The organism is uncultured Streptococcus sp. (genome assembly GCF_963545685.1).
Classification (GTDB): domain Bacteria; phylum Bacillota; class Bacilli; order Lactobacillales; family Streptococcaceae; genus Streptococcus.
Genome location: NZ_CAUUKN010000014.1, coordinates 1 through 21,137 on the forward strand (window position 1 = coordinate 1; position 21,137 = coordinate 21,137).

The 21,137-nt window shown below is 39.7% G+C and carries 24 protein-coding genes; 23 read left to right on the forward strand and 1 reads right to left on the reverse strand.

Annotated elements, in window-relative coordinates:
• From RWZ99_RS04255 to RWZ99_RS04350, 20 genes are all read left to right on the forward strand, one after another.
• The coding region (locus RWZ99_RS04255; RefSeq protein ID WP_314676649.1) for an SDR family NAD(P)-dependent oxidoreductase at positions 1-353 on the forward strand (353 nt) is incomplete at its 5' end.
• A 139-nt stretch (positions 354-492) separates the two neighbouring features.
• A complete protein-coding gene (locus RWZ99_RS04260; RefSeq protein ID WP_314676650.1) occupies positions 493-717 on the forward strand; it encodes a hypothetical protein in 225 nt (74 codons plus the stop codon).
• 1 nt (position 718) lies between these two features.
• On the forward strand, positions 719-1,123 hold the full coding sequence (locus RWZ99_RS04265; protein WP_314676652.1) for a GNAT family N-acetyltransferase: 405 nt from the start codon (positions 719-721) through the stop codon (positions 1,121-1,123).
• Positions 1,124-1,434: 311 nt separating this feature from the next.
• Positions 1,435-3,636 carry a single-stranded-DNA-specific exonuclease RecJ gene (gene recJ / locus RWZ99_RS04270; protein ID WP_314676654.1) on the forward strand — a complete coding sequence of 734 codons (2,202 nt, stop codon included), beginning with the start codon at positions 1,435-1,437 and terminating at the stop codon, positions 3,634-3,636.
• A gap of 120 nt (positions 3,637-3,756) precedes the next feature.
• Positions 3,757-4,275 (forward strand): adenine phosphoribosyltransferase, encoded by a 519-nt coding sequence (locus tag RWZ99_RS04275; protein WP_314676655.1) that lies wholly within the window; start codon positions 3,757-3,759, stop codon positions 4,273-4,275.
• A gap of 170 nt (positions 4,276-4,445) precedes the next feature.
• Positions 4,446-5,390: a homoserine O-succinyltransferase gene (gene metA / locus RWZ99_RS04280; protein WP_314676656.1), complete on the forward strand. Its 945-nt coding sequence runs from the start codon at positions 4,446-4,448 to the stop codon at positions 5,388-5,390.
• Positions 5,391-5,461: 71 nt separating this feature from the next.
• The gene (locus RWZ99_RS04285) at positions 5,462-6,160 is read left to right on the forward strand and encodes a DnaD domain-containing protein (protein WP_314676658.1); all 699 of its coding nucleotides are present in this window, start codon (positions 5,462-5,464) and stop codon (positions 6,158-6,160) included.
• Positions 6,160-6,804: an endonuclease III gene (nth, locus tag RWZ99_RS04290; protein WP_314676660.1), complete on the forward strand. Its 645-nt coding sequence runs from the start codon at positions 6,160-6,162 to the stop codon at positions 6,802-6,804. Before RWZ99_RS04285 ends, nth begins: the two co-directional genes overlap by 1 nt.
• A 126-nt stretch (positions 6,805-6,930) precedes the next feature.
• The gene (locus RWZ99_RS04295; RefSeq protein ID WP_314676661.1) at positions 6,931-7,692 is read left to right on the forward strand and encodes a hypothetical protein; all 762 of its coding nucleotides are present in this window, start codon (positions 6,931-6,933) and stop codon (positions 7,690-7,692) included.
• A gap of 187 nt (positions 7,693-7,879) precedes the next feature.
• Complete coding sequence (gene xseA / locus RWZ99_RS04300; RefSeq protein WP_314676662.1) at positions 7,880-9,220, forward strand: exodeoxyribonuclease VII large subunit; 1,341 nt, start codon at positions 7,880-7,882, stop codon at positions 9,218-9,220.
• A complete protein-coding gene (locus RWZ99_RS04305; RefSeq protein WP_002884058.1) occupies positions 9,198-9,413 on the forward strand; it encodes an exodeoxyribonuclease VII small subunit in 216 nt (71 codons plus the stop codon). The genes xseA and RWZ99_RS04305 overlap by 23 nt, the downstream gene beginning before the upstream one ends.
• Positions 9,413-10,285 (forward strand): farnesyl diphosphate synthase, encoded by an 873-nt coding sequence (locus tag RWZ99_RS04310; protein ID WP_314676664.1) that lies wholly within the window; start codon positions 9,413-9,415, stop codon positions 10,283-10,285. The genes RWZ99_RS04305 and RWZ99_RS04310 overlap by 1 nt, the downstream gene beginning before the upstream one ends.
• Positions 10,278-11,105, forward strand: coding sequence for a TlyA family RNA methyltransferase (locus RWZ99_RS04315; RefSeq protein ID WP_314676666.1), 828 nt, complete (start codon positions 10,278-10,280; stop codon positions 11,103-11,105). The genes RWZ99_RS04310 and RWZ99_RS04315 overlap by 8 nt, the downstream gene beginning before the upstream one ends.
• Positions 11,092-11,538, forward strand: coding sequence for an ArgR family transcriptional regulator (locus tag RWZ99_RS04320; protein ID WP_314676667.1), 447 nt, complete (start codon positions 11,092-11,094; stop codon positions 11,536-11,538). Before RWZ99_RS04315 ends, RWZ99_RS04320 begins: the two co-directional genes overlap by 14 nt.
• A gap of 8 nt (positions 11,539-11,546) precedes the next feature.
• Positions 11,547-13,217, forward strand: coding sequence for a DNA repair protein RecN (recN, locus tag RWZ99_RS04325; RefSeq protein WP_314676668.1), 1,671 nt, complete (start codon positions 11,547-11,549; stop codon positions 13,215-13,217).
• Between the two features lie 69 nt (positions 13,218-13,286).
• Positions 13,287-14,123 (forward strand): DegV family protein, encoded by an 837-nt coding sequence (locus RWZ99_RS04330; protein ID WP_314676669.1) that lies wholly within the window; start codon positions 13,287-13,289, stop codon positions 14,121-14,123.
• A complete protein-coding gene (locus RWZ99_RS04335) occupies positions 14,116-14,991 on the forward strand; it encodes an SGNH/GDSL hydrolase family protein (RefSeq protein ID WP_314676670.1) in 876 nt (291 codons plus the stop codon). The genes RWZ99_RS04330 and RWZ99_RS04335 overlap by 8 nt, the downstream gene beginning before the upstream one ends.
• The gene (locus tag RWZ99_RS04340) at positions 14,984-15,553 is read left to right on the forward strand and encodes a YpmS family protein (protein ID WP_314676671.1); all 570 of its coding nucleotides are present in this window, start codon (positions 14,984-14,986) and stop codon (positions 15,551-15,553) included. Before RWZ99_RS04335 ends, RWZ99_RS04340 begins: the two co-directional genes overlap by 8 nt.
• A 136-nt stretch (positions 15,554-15,689) precedes the next feature.
• Complete coding sequence (locus RWZ99_RS04345; protein ID WP_002884048.1) at positions 15,690-15,965, forward strand: HU family DNA-binding protein; 276 nt, start codon at positions 15,690-15,692, stop codon at positions 15,963-15,965.
• A gap of 58 nt (positions 15,966-16,023) precedes the next feature.
• Positions 16,024-16,224 (forward strand): hypothetical protein, encoded by a 201-nt coding sequence (locus RWZ99_RS04350; RefSeq protein WP_314676672.1) that lies wholly within the window; start codon positions 16,024-16,026, stop codon positions 16,222-16,224.
• Positions 16,225-16,291: 67 nt separating this feature from the next.
• Here RWZ99_RS04350 and RWZ99_RS04355 read toward each other — a convergent pair whose 3' ends face one another.
• Positions 16,292-17,227 (reverse strand): dihydroorotate oxidase, encoded by a 936-nt coding sequence (locus RWZ99_RS04355; protein WP_314676673.1) that lies wholly within the window; start codon positions 17,225-17,227, stop codon positions 16,292-16,294.
• Between the two features lie 256 nt (positions 17,228-17,483).
• Here RWZ99_RS04355 and RWZ99_RS04360 point away from each other — a divergent pair, with 256 nt between their 5' ends.
• The 3 genes from RWZ99_RS04360 to leuB all read left to right on the forward strand — a co-directional run bounded on the left by RWZ99_RS04360 (position 17,484) and on the right by leuB (position 21,135).
• Positions 17,484-18,176 carry a phosphoglycerate mutase gene (locus RWZ99_RS04360; RefSeq protein ID WP_042768625.1) on the forward strand — a complete coding sequence of 231 codons (693 nt, stop codon included), beginning with the start codon at positions 17,484-17,486 and terminating at the stop codon, positions 18,174-18,176.
• A 346-nt stretch (positions 18,177-18,522) separates the two neighbouring features.
• Positions 18,523-20,079, forward strand: a complete 1,557-nt coding sequence (locus RWZ99_RS04365; RefSeq protein WP_004182645.1) for a 2-isopropylmalate synthase — start codon at positions 18,523-18,525, stop codon at positions 20,077-20,079.
• Between the two features lie 18 nt (positions 20,080-20,097).
• Positions 20,098-21,135 (forward strand): 3-isopropylmalate dehydrogenase, encoded by a 1,038-nt coding sequence (gene leuB / locus RWZ99_RS04370; protein WP_314676674.1) that lies wholly within the window; start codon positions 20,098-20,100, stop codon positions 21,133-21,135.
• Positions 21,136-21,137: the final 2 nt, after the last annotated feature.

Below are 21,137 nucleotides of genomic sequence, written 5' to 3' on the forward strand. Positions count from 1 at the left end.
AAATTGCGACAGCCAACTCAAGTGTCTATGCAGCGACAAAGTTTGCGGTAATTGGCTTCTCAGATGCCCTTCGTCTGGAGCTGGCTGATAAGGGAGTCTATGTGACTACGATCAATCCAGGTCCAATTGAGACATCTTTCTTCGATCAAGCTGATCCCTCTGGAGCCTATCTTGAGCGTGTTAAGAAGTTTGTCCTCAGTCCTAAATACGTGGCTAAAAAAATTGTCCGTATTCTTGGCAAAAATAAACGAGAAGTCAATCTGCCACGACTCTTAGCAGTTGCTCACAAAGGCTATACGCTATTTCCACGCATCTCAGACAAACTAGCTACCAGTATGTTTAACTATAAATAAGGGGATGCTAGATGGTAGCAAATATCCAGACTTATTTAGATAACATCAAGCAACCTTGGTGAAAAATCTATTATGATATTCTTTTTGAATAGTTCAAAGATATCATAGGAAAGTAGGTCAGGATTTGGAAACCCACTCCATGGGCTTGGCTCAGGCCTATGATCTAGCTGAAACAGTAGAAGACCTAGCCCTTGAAGTCAAGGATTACCAAGGAATTCGCGTCTTTGATGGCTTGCAGGATAACCGCTTCAAAGGCCAAGAAGGTTGGCGAGAGTCTATGCTTCAAATGGAGCTGGCTGTTTGCCAAGAGTCCCCATATCGGGAGATCGCCTTCTTCCAGCACTATAGCTTAAAAAGGAGTTAAGATGTTACATTACAAACAAGAAATTCCAGCGATGACAGACCTACTCGCACTGTACAGCTCAGTCGGCTGGACCAATTATACCAACAACCCAGCTATGCTAGAAGAAGCTGTTAAAGCCAGTCTCTGGCAATTGGCCGTCTATGATGAGAAAGATCTCGTAGCCTACATTCGCTTGGTAGGAGACGGCCACTCTGTCATTTTTGTGCAGGACCTTTTGGTGCGACCAGATTACCAGCGCCAAGGTATCGGAAAGAAACTCTTAAAAGAGGCTTTAGCAACTTTCCCCCATGTCTATCAACGGCTTCTTGCTACTGATCGTAGCGAGAAAAATCTAGCCTTTTACCAATCTCTGGGCTTTGTCGAACTTTCAGAGCAAGCTTGTACAGGGATGATTTATAAATATTGATGTAAAGGATTTCCAAATAGGGAATCTTTTTCTTGTTTTCCTAATATTGCTTTAAAATGATAGTAGAATGGAGTTTGATAACGGGAAGAGGAGAAAGGAACATCTGAGAAAACACAAGTCAAATGAGGTGCAATGCCCAGTTATTTATTTTGTCTAGAAAAGTAGGTCTTAATCGGAAATGTAACACGAGTCGAAGCACCTTCCGATGTTTTCCCATTCTCTTTTTAGGAAACTCAGGCTTCTATCCACTATGATAAATTTATTCATGTTATAATAGGTAGACTAGATGACAGGGAGAAAATATAAAGAACATGATTACATCAACGTATGATTGGAAAATAAACACAAAAGAGCCAGATGCTGGCTTTTTTAAACTTGCTAAAGAACATGGACTGGCAGAAACCGCAGCTAAGATTGCCTATGAACGTGGCATGACGACAGAAGAGGCGCTTGAAGATTTTCTAAAGGCAGATTTATCACACCTTCATGATCCTTATCTGCTTCATGATATGGATAAGGCAGTGGCTAGAATTCGTCAGGCCATTGAAAATTACGAGCAAATCTTGATTTATGGAGATTACGATGCGGACGGTATGACGTCAGCCTCGATTGTCAAAGAAGCCCTTGAAATGATGGGAGCTGAAGCACGAGTCTACTTGCCAAACCGTTTTACAGATGGTTATGGACCAAACGAAAGTGTCTACAAGTATTTCATTGAGCAGGAAGGTGTTTCACTCATCATTACAGTGGATAATGGGGTAGCGGGGAATGAGGCCATTGCTTATGCGCAGGAGCAAGGTGTGGATGTTATTGTCACTGACCACCATAGCATGCCAACTCAGCTTCCAGAAGCCTATGCCATTGTCCATCCAGAACATCCAGATGCCGATTATCCTTTTAAGTATTTGGCAGGGTGTGGCGTAGCTTTCAAATTGGCAACGGCCCTCCTTGAGACCATACCTACTGAAATGCTAGACTTGGTAGCTATTGGGACTATTGCTGATATGGTTAGCTTGACCGATGAAAATCGTATTATGGTTAAGGTTGGGCTTGAAGTTCTCAAAACTACCGAGCGTATTGGGCTTCAAGAATTGCTTCGTATTTCCGATGTAGACCCAACAACGATTTCTGAAGAAACGGTAGGTTTCAAACTGGCCCCTCAACTCAATGCCTTAGGACGTTTGGATGATCCAAATCCAGCTATCGAATTACTGACAGGATTTGACGATGAGGAAGTGCAAGCCATTGCTCTGGAAATCAATGCCAAAAATGAAGAACGTAAGGAAGTTGTTCAAAACATCTTTGATGAAGCCATGACAATGGTAGACTTGGACAAACCTGTTCAGGTTCTGGCCAAGGAAGGTTGGCATCCTGGTGTTCTAGGTATTGTGGCAGGTCGTATCATGGAACAAATCAGTCAGACAGTGGTGGTTTTAAATATTGAGGATGGTCTGGCTAAGGGGTCGGCCCGTAGTTTGGAAGCTATTAATATCTTTCATGCACTTGATGACCACCGAGAGATTTTCACTGCTTTTGGAGGACACGCTGGAGCAGCCGGTATGACGCTTCCGGAGGAAAATCTTGATCAACTCTCAGATATTTTGTGTCGTTATGTCTACGATAATGACATTGATACGAGTGCTAAAAATACGCTTATTTTAGACGAGGAGCTCCAACTCGGTGAGCTTAGCTTGGATACCATTAAGAGCCTTGAAAAACTTGCACCTTTTGGTATGGATAATAAAAAGCCAGTATTTTGGCTACATGATATTTCCGTTATTCAAGCTAGAACTATGGGTCAAAATGGAGCCCATCTTAAGTTTAAGGTCAAGCAAGGCAAGGCTAGTTTTGATGTTGTGGCCTTTAATAAAGGTCACTTGCTTCAAGAATTTCAGCAAGCTCAGGGGTTGGAATTAGCAGTGACCCTGTCTGTTAATGTATGGAATGGTCAGACAACGCTACAGCTCATGTTGGAGGATGCGCGTGTGGATGGTGTTCAGTTATTTGACTTTCGCTCAAAAAATATGGCACTACCTGAAGGCGTACCAGCGGTAGAAGAGGCCTCAGACGAAGCAGTTGCAGTTGTCCTCAACACCCTACCGAATTCATCGACCAAATTAAAAGAGTGGTTTGACGGTAAGGAATTCCAGGCTATTTATTTTAAGAATAGCATTAAGGAAGCCTACTACCTGACAGGCTATGGAACGAGAGAACAGTTTGCAAGGCTCTATAAAACCATTTATCAATTCCCAGAATTTGATGTTCGCTATAAACTAGATGACCTCAGTCACTACCTTAAGATTGACAAGATCCTCCTCATCAAGATGATTCAAATCTTTGATGAATTGAACTTTGTCACTATTGATAACGGTGTCATGACAGTTAATAAAGAGGCTGAAAAACGTGAGATTGAGGAAAGCAAGATTTTCCAAGACCTTAAACAGTTAGTCAAGTTTCAAGAACTCATGGCTTTGGGAACACCACAGGAAATTTATGATTGGCTCTACAAATAGGAGTAGGGCTTGACTAAGATGATTCCTTTAGAAATTAAGGGTTAGCATTTTATAAATCCGCGCTTTCATGCTATAATAGTACGTAAATATTATTTGGCGAAATGCCTATAGGAAGAACAAATGAAATTAGAAGATTATATTGCATCAATTGAAAACTACCCTAAAGAAGGGGTTACTTTCCGTGATATTAGCCCCTTGATGGCTGATGGAAATGCTTATAGCTATGCTATTCGTGAAATCGTTCAGTATGCGACTGACAAGAAGATTGACATGATTGTTGGTCCTGAAGCGCGTGGTTTCATCGTTGGATGTCCAGTTGCCTTTGAACTTGGTATTGGATTTGCGCCAGTTCGTAAACCTGGTAAATTGCCACGTGAAGTGATTTCGGCCGATTATGAAAAAGAGTATGGTGTCGATACACTTTGTATGCATGCCGATGCCATCAAACCTGGCCAACGTGTGCTTATCGTTGACGATCTCTTGGCGACTGGTGGTACTGTCAAAGCTACAATTGAAATGATTGAACGCCTAGGTGGTGTCGTTGCTGGCTGTGCCTTCTTGATTGAGCTTGACGGTCTTAATGGACGTAAAGCTATTGAGGGTTATGACGCTAAAGTATTGATGAACTTCCCAGGATAAATCTATCTATGTTTTACAAAAGGCCTTAGGGCCTTTTTAACTCTTTTAAAAAATAAGTGTGTTCTTATATAGTTTATAGCTATAGCTAACTAGAGAAAATATATATTTGATAACAATATCTACCCGGTTTATAATATGAAGATAGAATAAACAAGGATGGAGATGTTGTTATGCCTATAAAACTTGATAATAAGTTACCTGCTCTTGATGTATTGCGTTCGGAAAATGTCTTCATCATGGATGAAAATAGAGCTAGTAGCCAGGATATTCGACCGATGGAGGTCCTAATCCTTAACCTTATGCCAACTAAAGAGGTTACGGAAACTCAATTGCTACGTCTTTTGGCAAATACACCACTCCAAATTAACGTAGAGTTTCTATATATGGCTAGTCATAAATCAAAAAATACCCACGCCGAACATATGGAAACCTTCTATAAGACTTTTGATGAAATCAAGCACAAGTATTATGACGGTCTCATTGTAACAGGTGCGCCTGTCGAACAAATGCCTTTTGAAGAAGTTGATTATTGGCAGGAATTAACAGAGGTTTTTGATTGGTCTAAAAAGCATGTTTATTCAACTCTTCACTTGTGTTGGGGAGCTCAAGCTGGTCTTTACTATAAGCATGGTGTTGATAAGGTTCCTCTGCCTGAGAAATTATCTGGTATCTATAAACAAACAGTTGACATGCCAGAAAATTTTCTTATGAATGGTTTTGATGATAGCTTTGTGTCACCGCACTCACGCTATACAGAGGTAACTCTGGAAGATATCAAGAATAAAACAGATTTAGACGTTGTTGTATCAGGTCAAGAGGTAGGTCTGTCCATTCTGGCAAGCAAGAATCTTCGTGAAGTTTATAGTTTTGGTCATTTCGAATATGATCGTGATACTCTGGCAAGAGAATATCGAAGGGATTTGGATGCAGGCATCAATCCAGATGTGCCAGCAAACTATTTCCCTGGGGATGATCCAAGTCAGGAGCCTAAACTTCGTTGGAACCTTGCGGCATCAGCATTCTTTAGTAATTGGATTAACTACGCGGTATATCAAGAAACACCTTATCGTTTAGAAGAGTTGGAAGACGATTTTTCATTCTACGGTTATTTGTAGTAGGTCTCTCAAAAGACTTATGTTGAAACATATCATTTTTTGAGTTGGCCTATCTACTCTGAAAGGTAAATATGAGTTTTTTTGAACAATATCGAACAGGAAATCTAGTACTTCCAAATGCCTTATTTTTCCATTTTAAGGATATTTTTCCATCTGCGGATGACTTTTTAGTTTGGCAGTTTCTCTATCTCCAAACGACTACTCAGATTGGAGAAGTGGCCTCTAGCCAGATAGCGCAGGCAACTGGAAAGACCCCCACTGAGGTTAATAAAAGTATTACGACATTGACTGAGGCTGGACTCCTTGATTTTACGACTATTAAAGTTAATAATGAAATTGAGATGGTTGTTGATGCCTCACCTGCCCTAGCAGTGTTAGACAAGCTAGTGAGTAATGAAAAGACAAGGACAGGTCCTGTAGTTGGTCAACCAACAAATACACAACTTATTAAACAACTGACAGATGAATTGGAACAGGCTTTGGGAATCTTGAATCCTATGGTAATCGAAGATTTAAATAAGGAAATTCAGGAAGAACACACTGACCCAGAATTAATTCGTGAGGCTTTGAAAGAGGCAGTATTTAACCGAAAAACAAATTGGAATTATATCAAAGGGGTTCTTCGTAACTGGAAATTAAGTGGTATTACTACTAAAATTCAAGTTGAAGAACGTCGTTTGGAGCATCAAGGAAAGAAACAACATCACCAGGTTTCGGATGATTTTAAAACTGGAATGGATGCGGCACGTCAATTGTGGGGTGGCCAATAATGTTAGGTAGAAAACGTGTTAATGAAGCCCTGGCTATAGTGGGAGAGATGTTTCCAGATGCACATGGCGAGTTGGAGTGGGAGACTCCCTTTCAATTACTAGTTGCTGTTATTTTATCTGCTCAAACAACAGACAAAGCTGTTAATAAGGTGACGCCAGGTTTGTGGGCTCGTTATCCAGGAATTGAAGATTTAGCATCTGCTAATCTTGATGATGTTGAAATGTGCTTGAGAACCATTGGGCTATATAAGAATAAAGCAAAGAATATCATCAAAACCGCTAGAGCTGTTTTAATGAATTTTGATGGACAAGTTCCCAAAACTCACAAGGAATTAGAGAGTTTACCTGGTGTTGGACGAAAAACAGCTAACGTAGTATTGGCTGAAGTCTATGGCATTCCGTCCATTGCTGTAGATACACATGTCTCTCGCGTTTCTAAACGGCTGAATATAGCTCCAGAAAATGCTAGTGTAGAGGAAATCGAGGCAGAATTGATGAAGAAAATACCAAAGAAAGATTGGATTATTAGTCATCACCGCATGATTTTCTTTGGACGTTATCATTGTTTAGCCAAGAATCCTAAATGCCAGACTTGCCCTCTTCAAAGCTACTGTAAGTATTATCGAGAAACAACTAAGAAATAAGCTGAGGATGTGATTTTTCTCGGCTTTTTACATCTGTAAGATTTTGTTACAAACTAGTAACTTGACAAAAGTCTCAGGCTTTAAGAAAATAGAAGAAACGATTTAGAAGCAGGAGCGAAATAGTGAATGGCTGAATTCAGTAATGAAGAGTATCTGAGGGCCTTAGCTGATAATGGTGATAGAGAAGCAGCCAAAGAATATGAGCAAGCTTTGGATAATCGTATTTTTCAGTTGCAAATTTCATTGGCTCAAACGAGTGACCCGCAGGGTCGTAGGGAAGTGCAAAAACTCTTGGAACAAGAGGAAAAGAAGAAAAGGGACTACTTTCAAGAAAAAGAGGATAAAGCTGTGAGCGAATTTAGACGTCGAAAAAAAGAAACAACTAGAGGAAGGAAAGTTTCGAGTTTTGATAAACTCAAAGACCCTAAAAACATTCGATGGGTAATTGGTGGGATTGCTTTAATTGCAGTGCTCATCCCTTTAATTGTTTTAATGTGGTATAGTAATAACCAAAACGAAAATGAAACTAACCCTTGGAAAAATGGTCAATTAGCCAAAAGCAAGGAAGAAGCGGCAGCATCATCAGATAGTCAATCATCTCAAGTTGATACGTCATCTTTGTCTGATCAGCAGTTAGGAGATTGGGTTGTTTCTACCTATGCTGAAGAACAAGGCTCAACTGGTGATAATTATAAAAATCTAGGTTGGAGCGTCTATTCTTGGAAAGACGATGATGATGAATTGACTTATGCACAACTTTATGATGCATATGGTAATGATGTCCTCCTTTTCCGAGTAAACACAAAGGGTCAACTCGAAGCCTATGGAGGTATTGACGGTTCAAGTGATTCATGGGATGTTGTTTCAAAGACTTATAAAACAAGCTAATTTAATCATGCGAAAGCACTAGCTAATAGTGGTTGAGACTGTCTTTTGACAGTCTTTTTTGGTATAATTTAAGGTAATCGTGTAAACAATTAAAAAGCTGACTGAGAGTATTGGAGAATCATGGTCTATAGAACTTTTTTAGTATCTTTAGATTTTTCAAGAGTCAAGCTAATAAAGGAGAGTTGTCGTGTCAGACTATTTATCGGTCACATCCTTAACCAAATATTTGAAAATGAAATTTGACCATGATCCTTATTTAGAGAGGGTATATTTGACAGGTCAGGTTTCCAATTTCCGCCGACGCCCCAGTCATCAGTACTTTTCGCTTAAGGATGAAGGGGCAGTAATTCAGGCAACGATTTGGGCTGGGGTCTTCAAAAAACTTGGTTTTGACCTTGAAGAAGGAATGAAGATTAATGTTGTTGGTCGGGTGCAGATTTATGAGCCTAGTGGGTCATATTCCATTATTATCGAGAAGGCTGAGCCAGATGGTATTGGTGCACTCGCCATCCAGTTTGAACAGCTTCGTAAAAAACTGACTGCTGAAGGCTACTTTGATGATCGTCATAAGCAACCGCTTCCTAATTTTGTCAAGAAAATTGGGGTTATCACTAGTCCTAGTGGTGCGGTTATTCGAGACATTATTACTACAGTTAGTCGCCGTTTTCCGGGGGTAGAGATTCTGCTTTTCCCGACTAAGGTTCAAGGTGACGGAGCGGCACAAGAGATTGCCGAAAATATCCATAAAGCCAATCAGAGGGAAGATCTTGATCTTCTTATCGTCGGTCGTGGTGGAGGTTCAATTGAGGACCTCTGGGCCTTTAATGAGGAAATTGTAGTTCAGTCCATTTTTGAGAGTCGTCTACCTGTGATTTCAAGTGTTGGTCACGAAACAGATACGACTTTGGCCGATTTTGTAGCGGATCGCAGGGCTGCTACACCTACAGCAGCAGCTGAACTTGCTACTCCCGTATCAAAGGCTGATACTTTAGTTTGGATTCGCGAAAGACAAAATAGAGCCTACCAAGCTTGTTTGAGGCGTATACAGTATAACCAAGAACGTTTAGCCAAATTATCCCAATCGGTTGTCTTTAGGCAACCTGAACGTCTTTATGATGGTTATTTGCAAAAGTTAGATCGACTAACAACAAGGTTAGAAACCTTCATGAGTCAAGATTTCGAGCGCAAACAAAAAGCAGCTGAACTATTGAGACAGCGATTACATGGTCTAAATCTCTTGACTCATGTTAAGAACTATCAAGACCGTCGTGAGTCCTTACAGCGTCTTTTAGTGACTACAACCAAGAACACTATCAATGGAAACCGCGTTAGGCTAGAGAAGGCTCAAGACGCCCTATTGTCTTTAGATACTAGCCGTATTGTTGCCAGGGGCTACGCTATTGTCAATAAAAACGATAAGCCCCTAACAACTATCAAGGATATTACTGAAGGTGAGCAATTAACAATCCAAATGAGAGATGGACAACTAGAAGTAGAGGTAAAAAATGTCAACGAAAAAAACATTTGAGGAAAATTTACAGGACTTAGAAGCTATCGTCACAAAACTTGAAACAGGTGATGTTGCTCTTGAGGATGCGATTGCTGAATTCCAAAAAGGTATGGCCTTGTCTAAAGATTTGCAGAAGACCTTGGAGGATGCTGAAAAGACACTTGTTAAGGTTATGCAAGCAGATGGTACAGAAACGGAAATGGATGCCTAATGACCAAGCTAAAAAAAATTGATGCTGCTATTCGAGATTTCTATCAAAAGAAAAACCTCCCAGTATCAAGCGATTTAATCACTGCTATTCTTTATTCAGTTGATAGTGGCGGTAAGCGTATCCGTCCACTGATTTTCTTGGATTTACTTGAAGGATTTGGTTTAGAGTTAACTCCTAGCCATTTCGATGTTGCAGCAAGTCTTGAAATGATTCATACTGGGAGTCTGATTCACGACGATTTACCGGCAATGGACAATGATGATTACCGTCGAGGACGACTAACAAACCATAAAAAATTTGATGAAGCAACAGCAATATTAGCTGGTGATTCTCTCTTTTTGGATCCCTTCGCACTTATAGCCCAAACAGAGCTTCCTGCAGAAATTCGTGTTCAATTAATTCAAGCTCTATCTCATGCGTCAGGAACCTTCGGTATGGTTGGTGGTCAGATGCTGGATATGAAAGGTGAAGGTCTGGAACTTGATTTATCGCAACTGGCTAAGACTCATGAGAATAAGACTGGTAAGCTTCTAACCTTTCCTTTTGTGGCGGCTGGTATTGTAGCCCAACAAGAAGACCGAGTCTTGGAAAGTCTTCAAGATGCTGGTCGCTTGATTGGTCTTGCCTTTCAAGTTCGTGATGACATTTTAGATGTGACTGCTGACTTTGAAGCCTTAGGAAAAACACCTGGAAAAGATGTGGTCGCTGGGAAATCAACTTACCCTGCTCTTCTTGGTTTGGAAAAATCACATGCCATTCTCGAGGAATCACTAAATAAGGCTGAGGCTATTTTCAAAGATTTGGCTGAGGACCAAGGTTTCAAACAAGACAATATTGTGAAAATTATAGAAAGGTTAAGACTCCATGCCTAAGGAAAGAGTAGATGTCTTGGCTTATAAACAAGGCCTATTTGAAACACGAGAACAAGCTAAACGTGGTGTTATGGCTGGTTTAGTTGTTAATGTTATCAATGGTGAGCGTTACGATAAACCGGGTGAAAAAATTGATGATGGAACAGAGTTGAAGCTCAAAGGTGAAAAGCTTAAGTATGTGAGTCGTGGAGGACTCAAACTTGAAAAAGCTTTAGATGTTTTCAATCTTTCAGTTGAAGATAAGACAACCATCGATATCGGGGCCTCAACAGGTGGATTTACCGATGTCATGCTTCAAAATGGTGCTAAACTAGTTTATGCAGTAGATGTGGGTACCAATCAGTTAGTTTGGAAATTGCGTCAAGATGAGCGAGTGCGTTCCATGGAGCAATATAATTTTCGATATGCTGAACCTGTCGATTTTACAGAGGGATTACCATCGTTTGCATCTATTGATGTCAGCTTCATCTCTCTTAATTTGATTCTACCAGCCTTGGCTAAGATATTGGTTGATGGAGGGCAAGTTGTTGCTCTTGTGAAACCTCAATTCGAGGCAGGCCGTGAACAAATTGGAAAAAATGGGATTGTACGCGAGAGCAGTATCCATGAAAAAGTTTTAGAAACAGTAACAGCTTTTGCAGTTGACTATGGCTTTTCAGTTAAAGGATTGGATTTTTCACCTATTCAAGGGGGTCATGGTAACATTGAATTTCTCGCACACTTGGAGAAGACAGCTTCTCCTCAAAATGATGTTCAAACCTCAATCAAAGAAGTTGTAGCACAAGCACATAAGGAGTTTAAGAAGAATGAAGAAGAATGATCGTTTGGAGTTAATCCGAAAGATTGTCCAAGAAAATAAAATTACAACCCAGGGAGAATTGGTAAAATTACTGCAAGCAGAGGGGTTGAAGGCTACTCAGGCTACAGTATCACGTGATATCAATGAAATTGGTATTACCAAAGTACCAACCGAAGATGGTTCTTACATCTATGGGCTTTCAACTGCTCCTAGACGAGTAGGTGGATCTTCTGTTGCGAGCCGTCGCTTGTTGCGTATTGATCGACAACATGCCTTTATGAATATCGTAGTTCAGCCAGGAACTAGCCGTCTCATCAAAAAGATTCTTTTGGATGAATATAAGCATTTGATTTTTAGCTTGATTGCTGACGATGACACGCTCTTTTTGGTCGCTCAGTCAGAATTAGCAGCTATCGAATTACAGGGACAAATCGTTAAGTGGGTTGAAGAATAGGAGGAAGCATGCTTCTCGAAATTACGATAAAGAATTTCGCAATTATTGAAGAAATTTCTCTTAACTTTGAAAATGGAATGACTGTTCTTACCGGAGAGACTGGGGCAGGAAAATCCATTATCATTGATGCCATGAATCTTATGTTGGGGGCCAGGGCCTCTAGCGAGGTTGTCCGTCATTCAGCTCCTAAGGCGGAGATTCAGGGCTTCTTTTCAATCGAACAAAATCCAGCCCTGATTAGCATCCTGGAAGACAATGGGATACCTGTTGAAGATGAATTGATTATCCGCCGTGAAATTTTCCAAAATGGTCGAAGTGTCAGTCGTATCAACGGTCAAATGGTTAATTTAACGATCCTTAAAACTGTTGGACACTTTTTGGTAGATATCCATGGTCAGCATGACCAAGAAGAACTTATGAGACCTGCTCTTCACATAAGCATGCTTGATGCCTTTGGTGACAAGGATTTTTTTCAAACAAAAAAAGAATATCAGGAATACTTTGATCGTTACCGTGAGCTAAGAAAAGCTGTTCTTGAAAAACAGAAAAACGAGAAAGAGCATAAGGCTCGAATAGAAATGCTAGCTTTTCAGATTGCAGAAATTGAAGCAGCCTCTCTAAAAACAGGTGAGGATTTAGCTTTGATGAAGGAGCGAGATAAACACCTCAATCATAAGCAGATTGCTGATACCCTAACGAATGCCTATGTTATGCTGGATAATGAAGATTATTCAAGTCTATCAAATGTTCGTTCTGCCATGAATGATCTCCAATCTCTTGAAGAGTATGACTATGATTATAAAGAACTCTCTAATAATTTATCGGAAGCCTATTATGTCCTTGAGGATGTCACTAAACAGTTGGGAGATCTTGTAGATAATTTAGATTTTAATGCTGGGCGTTTGCAAGAGATTGAACACCGTTTAGATACGATTAATGCCATTACCCGTAAATATGGTGGAACTGTCGATGATGTCTTGGATTACCTGGACAATTCGACTAAGGAATACAATCTTCTGACCGGAAATTCCAGCTCATCGGATGCTATGGAACAAGAGCTTAAGCAACTTGAAAAAGACTTACTCGCATCTGCAGAGACCTTGCAAAGGGCACGACATCAGATTGCAAAGGCTCTTGAGTCAGAGATAAAGACTGAGTTATGTGATCTGTATATGGATAAGGCTGATTTTAAAGTTACCTTTACTAAGGGGAAATTTAACCGTGATGGTAATGAACAAGTTGAGTTTTACATTTCAACAAATCCAGGTGAAGGCTTTAAACCGCTAGTTAAGGTTGCATCTGGTGGTGAATTGTCACGACTTATGCTAGCCATTAAGTCAGCCTTTGCCCGAAAAGAAGATAAAACTAGTATTGTCTTTGACGAGGTTGATACTGGGGTGTCAGGCCGCGTAGCCCAGGCTATCGCACAGAAGATTCATAAGATTGGAAGTCATGGACAGGTATTGGCTATCAGTCACCTTCCTCAAGTAATCGCTATTGCAGATTATCAATTCTTTATCTCTAAAGAAAGTGATAACGAGACAACGGTATCCCGTGTTCGTCTCTTGACACCTGAGGAAAGGGTTCAAGAAATTGCTAAGATGTTGGCCGGTGACAATGTGACGCAAGCTGCCTTGAGCCAAGCTAGAGCTTTATTAAAAGTGGATGAACCAGTTTAGGAAAAGAGTTGGGAAAACCTCTCTAGTCGTGCTATAATAGAATAAAAATTTGTGTTAAGCGAGAGAAATATGAGTAAAATCAGAATTGTAACCGATTCGTCAATCACGATTGAACCAGAATTGGTTGAAAAATACAATATCACTGTTGTTCCATTGTCAGTTATGGTGGATGGTGTCATCTATTCAGATAGTGACCTTCGTGAAGAAGGTCGTTTCCTAGAAATGATGAAGCATAGTAAAGAGTTACCAAAGACAAGCCAACCACCAGTGGGGTTGTTTGCTGAGACATATGAAAAATTGGTTAAAGATGGTGCAGAGCAAATTGTGGCCATCCATCTTATGCATACTCTTTCTGGTACATGTGAGGCTTCGCGTCAAGGAGCTAGCCTTTCAGGAGCTGATGTAACAGTTTTAGACTCAGGTTTTACAGATCAGTGCCTCAAATTCCAAGTAGTTGAGGCTGCTAAACTTGCCCAAGCAGGGGCTAGTCTTGAAGACATTGTGGCACGTGTAGAAGAAGTGAAAAGTAAATCTGAACTTCATATTGGTGTCTCTACCCTTGAAAATCTTGTCAAGGGTGGTCGCATTGGTCGTGTTACAGGACTCTTGTCATCATTGCTCAATATCCGTGTTATTATGGAATTGAAAGACTATCAGTTAAATACTATTGCTAAAGGTCGTGGTGCAAAAACTTTCACGAAATGGTTGGATTCTTACATTGATGCTATCAAGGATCGTAAGATTGCTGAGATAGGCATTTCTTATGCTGGAACACCTGAGTTGGCACATGAATTTGCTTCAAAACTTGAAGTTCTGGGTGCCCCAATTTCAATTCTTGAGACTGGATCCATCATTCAAACACATACCGGTGAAGGTGCTTTTGCCATAATGGTTCGCTATGAATAAATTGAAAGAATCAGAATTACTTAGAAGCCTTGTAGGCTTCTTCTTGCTTTTCCTATTATTTGTGGTGCTATTCATTTTTATTGTACCGAGCAATCATCAGTCATCAAAGATTGCTGACAAGATAAGGTCTGTAAAAAAAGAAAAGGTAACTTATGTGGCCATTGGAGACTCACTTACTCAAGGTGTAGGTGATAGCAGTAATCAAGGAGGCTTCGTTCCTGTTTTATCTCAGGCGTTAGAGTCAGATTTTAATTGGCAAGTGACTTCTCGCAACTATGGTATCGCAGGAAATACCAGTAATCAAATCCTCAAGAGAATGCAGGAAAAGAAGGATATCCAAAGGGATCTCAAAAAGGCAAAATTGATGACTTTGACTGTTGGTGGAAATGATGTGATTCACGTCATTAAGGATAATATCACCAATCTTAATGTAAATACTTTTAGCAAACCTGCTGTAGATTACCAAAAGAGATTGCGACAGATTATTGAGCTAGCTCGTAAGGATAATAAAACATTACCAATTTATATTGTTGGTATTTACAATCCTTTTTATCTTAATTTTCCAGAGATGACAGAAATGCAAACCATTGTTGATAATTGGAACCAGTCTACCGAAGAAGTGTGTAAGGAGTACGACAATGTCTACTTTGTTCCAGTTAATGATTTGCTCTATAAGGGAATTGATGGTAAAGGTGGAGTGACGAGTTCTGATGAAACATCTCAGTCTACCAAATCATCCCAAGATAGTTTAAACGATGCTCTATTCGAGGATGATCATTTTCATCCCAACAACACAGGTTATCAAATTATGTCAGATGCGATTTTGAAACGTATTAACCAAACAAAGAAGGAGTGGTCAGGTGAGTAAGCTATGGAAATGGTTATTTTTGGGACTTTTAGCCTTAAATCTAGCCCTAATTAGTGTCGTGACAGTTAGAATCATGACACCAGTCGAAACGAGCTCAGTATCCTTACCTAAAGGAGCTACTAAAATTGGAAAGTATAGTATGAGTAAAGAGGAGCTTGATGCGGCTCTTACAGGGTTTGCCCAAGATTATTCTACGGATAAAATGCGTTTCAAGGTCAATGTTACCAATTCCAAAATTGTTTTTGAGAGTAGTTACAAGGTCTTAGGTCACGCAGTACCCCTCTATGTTTACTTTACGCCTCTTGTAAGTGAATCGGGTGCTGTTGTTCTTCAAGTGTCTGAGCTCTCGGCAGGGAGCTTGAAACTCCCTGTTTCAGATGCTCTTAAGATGATTAAACGTTCAACAAAACTTCCTGATTACATTGCCATTGACAGCAAAAAGGGAAAGGTTACCCTAAATATTCAGTCTATGAAGAATGATAAGGGTATAACAGCACGTGCTCAGAGTTTCGATTTGGTTAACGACCGTATCGAATTTGACATCTATAAGACAATAAATTAAAAAGGCTTTACTTTTTACAAAAAAGCGATTAAATTAGCGTTTATTACTTGACCTCATAAGGCTTTTAGGATAAGATAATACTTGTCCAAGCGCTAAAAATACTATTCGCTTAGAAATAAATTGGAGGATTGTTACAATGGCTAACAAACAAGATTTGATCGCTAAAGTTGCAGAAGCAACTGAGCTTACTAAAAAAGATTCAGCAGCAGCTGTAGATGCGGTTTTCGCTTCTATCGAAGAATTCCTTGCTGCAGGTGAAAAAGTACAATTGATTGGTTTCGGTAACTTTGAAGTACGCGAACGCGCTGCTCGTCAAGGTCGTAACCCACAAACTGGTGAAGCTATCTCAATTGCAGCTTCTAAAGTTCCTGCATTTAAAGCTGGTAAAGCTCTTAAAGACGCAGTTAAATAATGTTAAAACCCCTAAGCTTTTAGGGGTTTTGATTTATACAAAAAATATAAGGAAAACTATGAAAAACATAACAGTGGTATTGATCTTTCTTTTGGTTTTTACTGTTATTAAGTTATCGGCCATTTTTGCTATTAGTAAACTGATGAAGCCAAGTGAAGAACAGATCGAAGAAGCTCGTCAAAAGCGTCTTCAAGCCCAAAAAGAGGGCAAGGATCCTTTTGAAGTCTGGGATGAACGAGATGATGATAGTCTCGTATAAGAAGAGAAACTCATCCTCTAATAAAGATAAAAAGAGTTTGGAAAAAATCCAAGCTCTTTTTGGTTATCTAGTCAATATAGTGTAGTTTTCCACGAAAGTCTTCAATAGTTTCATAACCTTTTTCTTCCATGATTTCTTTGAGTTCTTTAGTGATACGATCAAAGATAGCAATACCTTCTTTTTGAAGTGCAGTACCTACTTGCACCATACTTGCGCCACAAAGGATATGTTCAAAAGCATCACGACCAGATTTCACACCACCGGTACCAATAATTTGGATTTCAGGTTTCAAACGTTGGTAGAAAGCATGAACGTTTGCCAAGGCAGTAGGTTTAATGTAATCACCACCGATACCACCAAAGCCATTTTTGGGTTTGATGACAACAGACTCATCTTCAATGTAAAGTCCATTACCAATAGAGTTCACACAGTTAACGAAGACAAGAGGGAATTGGTTGAAAACAGCAGCTGCTTGATCAAAGTGGACAATATCAAAATATGGTGGTAATTTCACACCAAGAGGTTTTGTAAAGTAAGCGAAGACTTCAGTAAGGATCTCAGTTGTGGTTTCAAAATCGTAAGCAATTTGAGGTTTACCTGGAACGTTAGGACATGAAAGGTTGAGTTCAACGAGTCCCTCATAGTCACTTTCTTGAACTTTTTTAAGAATAGTGTGTGTTTCTTCTGGTGAGAGACCTACTAGTGAGAGGAAATGATTTTTTGTATTGGGTTGATTTTGCAATTCAATGACATAGTCAAGATAATATTCAAAACCGTTATTTGGCAACCCCATTGAGTTGATTGAACCAAGGGGTACATTGACATAACGAGGTTCTGGGTTACCAGGACGTGCCTCAAGTGTCCCTGTTTTGGTGACAAATGAACCAGCAGCTGAAGCTTCAACCTCTCCCAACTCTTCTTTAGTCATGCAGTAAACACCAGCAGCATTCATAAGACAGTTATCAAACGTAAACTTACCAATTTTTGTAGCAGTAGAAACCATAAGATCCTCCTTAAAGATCACAACGTAAAATGTTACTATTTTCATCCCATTTTAGCATGAAAGAAGACCTAAAACAAGGAAATAATGGATAGGTATAAGCTTCTGATTTAAAATTTCGCTTAGTTCCAATTTGACAAAGGAATGAAGCAGTAGAATTTTACAGAATTTTTTGGATTTTGCTAGCTTTTTCAAGGTTTTTTGGGTAGAATAGATAGAGTAAATGGGTTTAACCCAAAATAAAAAGGAGACATAACTAATGGTAAAATTGGTTTTCGCTCGCCACGGTGAGTCTGAATGGAACAAAGCTAACCTTTTCACAGGTTGGGCTGACGTAGATCTTTCTGAAAAAGGTACTCAACAAGCTATCGACGCTGGTAAATTGATTAAAGAAGCTGGTATTGAATTTGACCAAGCATACACTTCAGTATTGAAACGTGCGATCAAAACAACTAACTTGGCTCTTGAAGCATCTGACCAACTTTGGGTTCCAGTTGAAAAATCATGGCGCTTGAACGAACGTCACTACGGTGGTTTGACTGGTAAAAACAAAGCTGAAGCTGCTGAACAATTTGGTGATGAGCAAGTTCACATCTGGCGTCGTTCATACGATGTATTGCCTCCAAACATGGACCGTGATGATGAGCACTCAGCACACACAGACCGTCGTTACGCTTCACTTGACGATTCAGTAATTCCAGATGCTGAAAACTTGAAAGTTACTTTGGAACGCGCGCTTCCTTTCTGGGAAGATAAAATCGCTCCAGCTCTTAAAGATGGTAAAAACGTATTCGTAGGTGCACACGGTAACTCAATCCGTGCCCTTGTAAAACACATCAAACAATTGTCAGATGACGAAATCATGGATGTTGAAATTCCAAACTTCCCACCATTGGTATTTGAATTTGACGAAAAATTGAACGTTGTTTCTGAATACTACCTCGGAAAATAAGCTGAGATAAGTAGATATTAAGAACAATTAGAAAAGCTGGCTTTGGTCAGCTTTTTGTTTTTCTGAAAAAAATTGTAAAAAACGGTCAGAAAAGTCAGTCAATTCAGTATTTTTTCCTTGACTTTCGAGATTGAAAGAGGTATCATATAAAACAAGATACATCGAAAGGAAATCAGTCAGATGACATTCGCAACTACAACTACTTTGCTATTGCGTAATGAGGGCTAGTGCAAAAGCATTAGTCCTGTTTGGCTTACCAAGCGGGAGTTCAAAACATCTCGCTTGGGTTTCCGAGTGAGATGTTTTTTTACTACTATCGTTTTTACTTTTAGAAAGAGGATTGTCTATGCGTAAAGTTGAATTTTTTGATACAAGTCTTCGTGATGGGGAACAAACACCTGGTGTTAACTTTTCAATCAAAGAAAAAGTTGCCATTGCTAAACAACTTGAAAAATGGGGAATTTCTGTAATCGAAGCAGGTTTTCCTGCAGCTAGCCCAGATTCATTTGAGGCAGTAAAACAAATTGCGGAAGCTATGACAACAACTTCTGTTACTGGTTTGGCTCGTTCAGTAAAATCTGATATTGATGCTTGTTATGAGGCTTTGAAAGATGCCAAGTATCCACAAATTCATGTCTTTATCGCAACAAGTCCGATTCACCGTGAGTTTAAATTGAAGAAATCAAAAGAAGAAATTCTTGAAGCTGTAAAAGAGCATGTATCATATGCACGTTCAAAATTTGAAGTTGTTGAGTTTTCACCAGAGGATGCTACTCGTACGGAGCTTGATTTCTTGACTGAAGTTGTTCAAACAGCGGTTGATGCTGGTGCATCATATATTAATATTCCAGATACAGTAGGATTTACGACTCCAGAAGAGTTTGCACGTATTTTTGATCATTTGACTGAAAATATTAAATCAGACCATAAAGTTGTTTTTGGTGTTCACTGTCACGATGACCTCGGTATGGCAACTGCAAATACTTTGACAGCAATTAAACACGGTGCTGGACGTGTACAGGGAACTGTTAATGGTATCGGTGAACGTGCGGGTAATGTTGCTCTTGAAGAAGTAGCTGTTGCTTTGAAAATTCGTGAAGACTTTTTCCAAGCAACAAGTGATATTGTGCTTAATGAAACAATGAATACTTCAGAGCTTGTTTCTCGCTTCTCTGGAATTCCTGTTCCTAAAAATAAAGCTGTTGTTGGTGGAAATGCCTTCTCTCATGAATCAGGTATCCACCAAGATGGTGTTCTTAAGAACCCACAAACTTATGAAATTTTCACACCAGAATTGGTAGGTGTGAAGAGTAACAGTCTTCCTCTTGGTAAATTGTCAGGTCGTCATGCCTTTGTTGAAAAATTGAAAGAACTTGAGCTTGACTTTGTGGAAGAAGATATCAAACCACTCTTTGCCAAATTTAAAGTCTTGGCTGGGAAAAAACATGATATTACTGATGCAGATATTCGTGCACTTGTTGCTGGTACAAGTGTAGATAATCCAGAAGGTTTCCACTTCGAAGATCTTCGTTTGACTACTAATGCTGATGAAACAATCACTGCTACAGTAAGCTTGGCTAATGAAGATGGTGAATCTGTTGAATTTTTGGCAAATGGTCAAGGGTCAGTTGAAGCTATTTTCAATGCTATCGATAAGTTCTTCAATCAAACAGTCCGCTTGACTTCTTATAATATCGATGCGGTAACTGATGGTATTGATGCCCAAGCACGTGTACTTGTAACTGTAGAAAATGTAGACACAGATACAATCTTCAATGCTTCAGGTTTGGACTTTGACGTCTTGAAAGCTTCAGCAATTGCTTATATTAATGCGAATACGCTGGTTCAAAAAGAAAATGCTGGTGAGATGGCACGAAAAGTTTCTTACCGTGACCTTCCATAAGTCAAAGAGGAGTTAAACATGACAAAGAAAATTGTAACACTTTCAGGGGATGGAATTGGACCTGAGATTATGGCAGCTGGTCTTGAAGTGCTTGAAAAAGTAGCTTCAAAGATTGGATTTGATTATGATATTGATGCTAAACCTTTTGGTGGTGCTGGTATTGATGCTGAAGGTCATCCACTTCCTAAATCTACTCTAGATGCTGCTAAATCGGCAGATGCTATCCTTTTGGCTGCTATTGGCGGACCTAAATATGACAATGCACCAGTTCGTCCTGAACAAGGACTTTTGGCTATTCGTAAGGAGTTGAATCTTTTTGCTAATATCCGTCCTGTTCGCATCTTTGATGCTTTGAAACACTTGTCACCTCTTAAACCTGAGCGTATTGAAGGCGTAGATTTTGTTGTTGTTCGTGAGCTTACAGGTGGTATCTACTTTGGTGAGCACATCTTAGAAGAAGATAAGGCTCGTGATATCAATGATTATTCAGCTGATGAGATTCGTCGTATCATGCGACGTGCTTTCAAGATTGCCCAAGGCCGTGGTAAAAAGGTTACTAGCATTGATAAACAAAATGTTTTGGCGACGTCAAAATTGTGGCGTAAGGTTGCTGATAAAGTCTCATTGGAGTTTCCAGATGTAACTCTTGAACACCAGCTCGTTGATAGTGCAGCAATGATTATGATTACCAACCCAGCTCGTTTTGATGTTGTTGTGACTGAAAACCTCTTTGGGGATATCTTATCTGATGAGTCAAGTGTTCTTCCAGGTACCCTCGGTGTTATGCCATCTGCCAGTCATTCTGAAAATGGCCCAAGTCTTTACGAACCAATCCATGGTTCAGCACCAGACATCGCTGGTCAAGGTATTGCTAATCCAATTTCAATGATTTTGTCAGTAGCTATGATGTTGCGCGAAAGTTTCAATGAAACTGAAGGGGCAGAATTGATTGAAAATGCTGTTGATAAGACCTTGAATCAAGGTATCTTGACACGTGATTTGGGTGGTCAGGCATCTACTGCTGAAATGACAGCAGCTATTATTGGCAATCTCTAAAA

What these genes read in the sequence shown, in the direction of transcription:
- RWZ99_RS04305 (WP_002884058.1), top strand. Translation starts at nt 9,198, where the DNA reads ATGTCAACGAAAAAAACATTTGAGGAAAATTTACAGGACTTAGAAGCT.
- RWZ99_RS04330 (WP_314676669.1), top strand. Translation starts at nt 13,287, where the DNA reads ATGAGTAAAATCAGAATTGTAACCGATTCGTCAATCACGATTGAACCA.
- RWZ99_RS04360 (WP_042768625.1), top strand. Translation starts at nt 17,484, where the DNA reads ATGGTAAAATTGGTTTTCGCTCGCCACGGTGAGTCTGAATGGAACAAA.
- RWZ99_RS04365 (WP_004182645.1), top strand. Translation starts at nt 18,523, where the DNA reads ATGCGTAAAGTTGAATTTTTTGATACAAGTCTTCGTGATGGGGAACAA.
- RWZ99_RS04275 (WP_314676655.1), top strand. Translation starts at nt 3,757, where the DNA reads ATGAAATTAGAAGATTATATTGCATCAATTGAAAACTACCCTAAAGAA.
- RWZ99_RS04320 (WP_314676667.1), top strand. Translation starts at nt 11,092, where the DNA reads ATGAAGAAGAATGATCGTTTGGAGTTAATCCGAAAGATTGTCCAAGAA.
- metA (WP_314676656.1), top strand. Translation starts at nt 4,446, where the DNA reads ATGCCTATAAAACTTGATAATAAGTTACCTGCTCTTGATGTATTGCGT.
- RWZ99_RS04310 (WP_314676664.1), top strand. Translation starts at nt 9,413, where the DNA reads ATGACCAAGCTAAAAAAAATTGATGCTGCTATTCGAGATTTCTATCAA.
- nth (WP_314676660.1), top strand. Translation starts at nt 6,160, where the DNA reads ATGTTAGGTAGAAAACGTGTTAATGAAGCCCTGGCTATAGTGGGAGAG.
- recN (WP_314676668.1), top strand. Translation starts at nt 11,547, where the DNA reads ATGCTTCTCGAAATTACGATAAAGAATTTCGCAATTATTGAAGAAATT.
- RWZ99_RS04335 (WP_314676670.1), top strand. Translation starts at nt 14,116, where the DNA reads ATGAATAAATTGAAAGAATCAGAATTACTTAGAAGCCTTGTAGGCTTC.
- RWZ99_RS04285 (WP_314676658.1), top strand. Translation starts at nt 5,462, where the DNA reads ATGAGTTTTTTTGAACAATATCGAACAGGAAATCTAGTACTTCCAAAT.
- RWZ99_RS04295 (WP_314676661.1), top strand. Translation starts at nt 6,931, where the DNA reads ATGGCTGAATTCAGTAATGAAGAGTATCTGAGGGCCTTAGCTGATAAT.
- RWZ99_RS04315 (WP_314676666.1), top strand. Translation starts at nt 10,278, where the DNA reads ATGCCTAAGGAAAGAGTAGATGTCTTGGCTTATAAACAAGGCCTATTT.
- RWZ99_RS04350 (WP_314676672.1), top strand. Translation starts at nt 16,024, where the DNA reads ATGAAAAACATAACAGTGGTATTGATCTTTCTTTTGGTTTTTACTGTT.
- RWZ99_RS04355 (WP_314676673.1), bottom strand. Translation starts at nt 17,227, where the DNA reads ATGGTTTCTACTGCTACAAAAATTGGTAAGTTTACGTTTGATAACTGT.
- recJ (WP_314676654.1), top strand. Translation starts at nt 1,435, where the DNA reads ATGATTACATCAACGTATGATTGGAAAATAAACACAAAAGAGCCAGAT.
- leuB (WP_314676674.1), top strand. Translation starts at nt 20,098, where the DNA reads ATGACAAAGAAAATTGTAACACTTTCAGGGGATGGAATTGGACCTGAG.
- RWZ99_RS04260 (WP_314676650.1), top strand. Translation starts at nt 493, where the DNA reads ATGGGCTTGGCTCAGGCCTATGATCTAGCTGAAACAGTAGAAGACCTA.
- RWZ99_RS04265 (WP_314676652.1), top strand. Translation starts at nt 719, where the DNA reads ATGTTACATTACAAACAAGAAATTCCAGCGATGACAGACCTACTCGCA.
- RWZ99_RS04345 (WP_002884048.1), top strand. Translation starts at nt 15,690, where the DNA reads ATGGCTAACAAACAAGATTTGATCGCTAAAGTTGCAGAAGCAACTGAG.